At 41.5% G+C, this 5,061-nt stretch carries 3 protein-coding genes and 3 tRNA genes; 2 read left to right on the forward strand and 4 right to left on the reverse strand.

The genetic code is table 11. The annotated features are described in order from the left end of the window. Nucleotides 1–351: 351 nt before the first annotated feature. From IEY48_RS20015 to IEY48_RS20030, 4 genes are all read right to left on the reverse strand, one after another. Nucleotides 352–437 (reverse strand) — tRNA-Leu (locus tag IEY48_RS20015). A gap of 49 nt (nt 438–486) precedes the next feature. After that, nucleotides 487–560, reverse strand: a tRNA-Cys gene (locus IEY48_RS20020). Between the two features lie 40 nt (nt 561–600). Further along, nucleotides 601–676 (reverse strand) — tRNA-Gly (locus tag IEY48_RS20025). Between the two features lie 406 nt (nt 677–1,082). Then, complete coding sequence (locus IEY48_RS20030) at nt 1,083–2,519, reverse strand: glyceraldehyde-3-phosphate dehydrogenase (RefSeq protein WP_188923311.1); 1,437 nt, start codon at nt 2,517–2,519, stop codon at nt 1,083–1,085. A 200-nt stretch (nt 2,520–2,719) separates the two neighbouring features. Here IEY48_RS20030 and IEY48_RS20035 point away from each other — a divergent pair, with 200 nt between their 5' ends. After that, nucleotides 2,720–3,550, forward strand: coding sequence for a DUF2989 domain-containing protein (locus IEY48_RS20035; protein WP_188923312.1), 831 nt, complete (start codon nt 2,720–2,722; stop codon nt 3,548–3,550). A gap of 233 nt (nt 3,551–3,783) precedes the next feature. Next, nucleotides 3,784–4,794: a type I glyceraldehyde-3-phosphate dehydrogenase gene (gap, locus tag IEY48_RS20040; protein ID WP_188923313.1), complete on the forward strand. Its 1,011-nt coding sequence runs from the start codon at nt 3,784–3,786 to the stop codon at nt 4,792–4,794. Nucleotides 4,795–5,061: the final 267 nt, after the last annotated feature.

Here is a 5,061-nt window from a genome sequence, read left to right on the forward strand (position 1 = left end):
AAAACGGAAAGCGATTAATCCTACCGAAAAAAAGAAAGCGGAAACCATTTCCAAGACAAGTGCTATATAAAGCACCACGCTACCCCCATAAGAAAAGAGCCGCTCACTGTTAAGCGAGCGGCATTACAACTAATGTTGAGGCTTTTTTACACCATACTTACGTATGTAATTTCTTACTATAAATAATGGTACCCGAGGCCGGACTTGCGCTTGCACGCCTGATTTTCAACCAGAGCGCGAGGGATTTTGCTTTTGACTTTAATCTTAAACAATCAAACTCAAATTTCAGACGTAAAAAAGCCCCGACTGATGTCGAGGCTTTTTTACACCATACTTAACGTATGTAAAGGATGGTACCCGAGGCCGGACTTGAACCGGCACGCTTATTCAGCGAGGGATTTTAAATCCCTTGTGTCTACCGATTCCACCACTCGGGCAAAGTGTTGTTTTAACCGTTACAAATAGTAACCATTAAATGCAATTTTGTGGAGGCGCGACCCGGAGTCGAACCGAGATCGACGGATTTGCAATCCGCAGCATAGCCATTCTGCCATCGCGCCATGCTTTCCAAAATCAAATCCATCGGAGGAGATAAGAAATTGGAGCGACATATCGGGTTCGAACCGATGACCTATACCTTGGCAAGGTATCGCTCTACCAACTGAGCTAATGTCGCATTTTCAATCTTCGTAAACGCTGTATTAAATCTGCAAGAAAGGTATCGTCTTTCAACCTGTCCAACTAAGCTAATGTCGCATTTTCAATCATTACAATATTTGCTTAATTAAGCAAAGTAACCTGAGGAGTTTCCCCTGACTGCGGAATGGCATTCTACCGATTTGATCTGGATAGTCAATCAATAACAACAGTATTATTGCAACAAAATGACTGTTTGATGCATAAATCATCATTGTGCTGATTATTTGATAATTTAACACAAATTATCGTCACTAATGGCTCAATCAATGATGCGTTCACTACATTATTTGAAAGTGCTAAAAGCCATAATATAAAAAGCACCTCATTTGAGGTGCTGTTACTATCTAAACTTTATTAGTTAGCCGGCAGCTAACTAAACTGACTTAAGCATTTGGCAAAGATAATGTGGTTAATCCCAACATTTTTTGCATCACACCAACAACTTGACAGCTGTAACCAAACTCATTGTCATACCACACATATAATATGGCACGCTTACCTTCTGCAATGGTCGCCTGCGAGTCAACAACACCAGCATAACGTGAACCCACTAAGTCACTTGATACAATCTCTGTTGACTCGGTAAAGTCGATTTGATTTTGTAAACAAGACTGCAAAGCGATGTCTTTAAGGTATTCGTTTAACTCGTCACGGTTGGTTTCAGCGTTCAAATTAACACTGATAATCGCCATTGATACATTAGGCGTTGGTACACGGATAGCATTACCGGTTAGCTTACCTTGTAAAACAGGTAGCGCTTTAGCCACCGCTTTAGCGGCACCCGTTTCAGTAATAACCATGTTTAATGGCGCACTACGACCGCGACGCTCAGCACTGTGATAGTTATCGATTAAGTTTTGATCGTTGGTGTAAGAGTGAATAGTCTCAACGTGACCATTTTCAATACCATACTTATCGTTAACCGCTTTTAGTACTGGAGTAATGGCATTCGTGGTACAACTTGCCGCCGATACAATGGTATCTTCGTCTAAGATATCATTTTCATTGACACCATATACCACATTCTTAATTGCGCCTTTAGCTGGGGCTGTTAGCAATACTTTGCTTGCGCCAGGGCTTTTAAGGTGTAGGCCTAAGCCGTCTTCATCTTTCCAAATACCGGTGTTATCAACAACTAATGCATTGTTGATGCCGTATTGAGTATAATCAACTTGGTCTGGTGAATTAGCATAAATAATTTGAATATACGTACCGTTTGCGATGATGGCGTTATTTTCTTCATCAACTTCAACTGAGCCGTTGAACGGACCGTGTACTGAGTCACGGCGTAATAAACTGGCACGCTTTTCTAAATCACCTTTTTTACCACCACGTAATACAATGGCACGTAAACGCATTTTATTGCTTTTACCGGTACGTTCAATCAATAAACGGGCAAGTAGTCGACCGATACGACCGAAACCGTAAAGCACAACATCGCGTGCAGGAGTATCATCACCATGGTTTACAGCAGGTGCTAATGCGTCAGCCATATAAGCTTCAATACCGCTTGCATCCTTGTTGTTACGCCAGTAGTTGATCGCCAATTTACCGATATCCACTCTGCAATGCTTAATGGCTAATTTGCTAAGTGCTTCAACAAATGGGAAACTCTCGCGAAGGCGTAACTTTTCACCGACATGACGACGTACTAAACGGTGTGACTTAATGATTTCGATGGTTGATGCGTTCAATAATGGCTTACCATATACCATTACCTCAACGCCTTGGTTGCGATACAACTTGCCAAGCAATGGTTGCATTGCTTCTGCCATTTCGAAACGTTCTTGCCAGCTCTGTAAATGTTTATCTGCGCTCATGTAGGGATCCTTTATCTCACTTTTCCAGTTATCTAACAGAAAGGTTTGAGTAACAAAAAGAAAAGACCAATAATAAGTTTATTGTATGGGCAAAGCCCTCTTGGTCGGCGACATTGTAATGAAATATTAGCAATTTCGCCAGTAACAAATTTTCGCTAAACGTGTAATTTTATTAGACAATTTAGCGCGTGGAGACGATTTTGAGTCGAAATTTTGTATTAATTACATCATTTACCGCTATAGGGGCTATATTTGGTCTTTTTGGCTGCAATAATGACCGCAATAGCGACCTGATTTGTAAAAATAATCCTGAACTTTGTGCAGATTTACACAAAGATAGTTGGTGTAGATTTGAAAAAGGCGACCTTATTCGCCATCGCTACCTGTTAAAACAAACACCTGAACCCACTGGTAAGCAACTTTATCAACAATTAATCTACCTTGAAGACTACAGTCATTGCATTAAACTTGCAGCCGGTGTCAAACATAAACTCAATACCGACCGAACTCGAGACCGTGAGCGTGCATTCGCTGTTAGCACCCAAACATTAGCTGAGTTGCAAGAATATACCCGAACCAACAATGATATCTACTTAGCCTTTTATCGCTGGATGCGTTTTAACGATCAAGCGGGACTAGAGATTGTTGAACAGCGCTATCAGCAAGGTCAATTATCTGATCCTTATATTATTACTCAACTTGCTGCGCATTATGTTCGCTCATCACCCGATGACGCTAAAAGCCTTTATTTACACCTTTTGAGAACTAGCGACTCCGATAACATCAATCCTGATTGGTTTTTGGCTCTCGCCTCGATTTATCGACATCAACAAAACCCTGAAAAAGAGTACTTGCTGACACGGGCTTATTTGCAACTCAGTTTACAACATGCTGATGAAGCTCAATTGTTAGCGATGCTTAAAGGCAATCAACAATTAGCTGAAGCATTAGACTCACAAGCTTCTGAGCTTGTTAATGCAGTGACCAGTGAGCGTTTTGCGAATAGTGAAAGTGAAATGCTGCTGAAATAAGCTAGGATTATGCTATGTAATTCGCGTAAAGCATCAATGACTGATATGTGCCAACTTACAAAACTGTGCTTAAATTATCTTCAAAACGTGCTAAATGTAAAAAAAATACGAAAATTATCACCCTAAATTGCCCTTTTTGGGTGATTTAACTTGACCATTACGGTTAATTTGGTAATTTTACAACCAGGCGATCGACTTGCCACCAAATTATTTTATCACTTGAGGGATATGAGATGACTATCCGTGTAGCAATTAACGGCTATGGCCGTATCGGAAGAAATGTTCTACGTGCACTTTATGAAAGCGAAAAAGATTACCCAATCGAAATCGTTGCAGTTAATGATTTAGGTGATGCATCGATCAATGCTCATTTAACCAAGTACGATTCTGTACATGGTCGCTTTAACGCAAAAGTTGATCACGATGATGAAGCGATTTACGTCAATGGCGATAAAATCCTAACGTTCCAAGAACGTGACCCATCAAACTTGCCTTGGGCAGAGTTAAATATCGACGTAGTGTATGAATGTACTGGTATTTTTACATCTAAGGCAGCGGTACAGCCTCACTTAGATGCTGGCGCAAAAAAAGTGATCATTTCTGCTCCAGGTAAAAACGTTGATGCTACTGTTGTTTACGGTGTTAACCAAGACGTACTAACTGCAGACATGACAGTGATTTCAAACGCTTCATGTACGACTAACTGTTTAGCGCCTGTCGCTAAGCCGTTAAGTGATGCTGTGGGTATTGAGTCTGGTTTAATGACGACGATTCATGCATACACCAACGACCAACGTTTATCAGACGTATACCACACTGATTTACGTCGTGCTCGTGCAGCGGCAATGTCGATGATCCCGACTCAAACAGGTGCTGCTGCAGCTGTAGGTCTAGTGGTTCCTGAGTTACAAGGTAAATTTGACGGTCTAGCAGTACGTGTACCGACAGTAAACGTATCGTTAGTTGACTTAACATTCTTAGCGTCACGTGACACGACTGTTGAAGAAGTTAACCAAATCGTTGCTGATGCTGCTAAAGCTTATCCACTTAATCAAGCGCTAGCGATTAACGAAGAGCCATTAGTGTCTATCGATTTCAACCACAATCCATTCTCATCTAACTTCGATGCGACACAAACACGTGTTAAAGGTCGTTTAGTTAAAGTAATGGCATGGTATGACAACGAATGGGGTTTCAGTAACCGCATGCTAGACAACACTGTTGCACTAATGAACGCTAAGTAATCTACCTTATAGATTAGCTAGTTGAATTTAGCTTAAGGGCCTCGCATTGATGCGGGGCTTTTTGTTACCTGCAGCTTATTCCATACGTCCTGTGTTCATCAACGAATCAGCACCCAACTCCTAAGTAAATTAACCCCGGTGCACATCGAGTAGGGTGAGGCGTCACCGCCCCATCCCTCTCACAGAACCGTACGTACGGACCTCGTATACGGCTCATGCATACTTCCATTCAGCATAGTTGCTGAACACATACCCTGTCCTATCATG

This window comes from Shewanella saliphila (assembly GCF_014648295.1).
GTDB lineage: Bacteria > Pseudomonadota > Gammaproteobacteria > Enterobacterales > Shewanellaceae > Shewanella > Shewanella saliphila.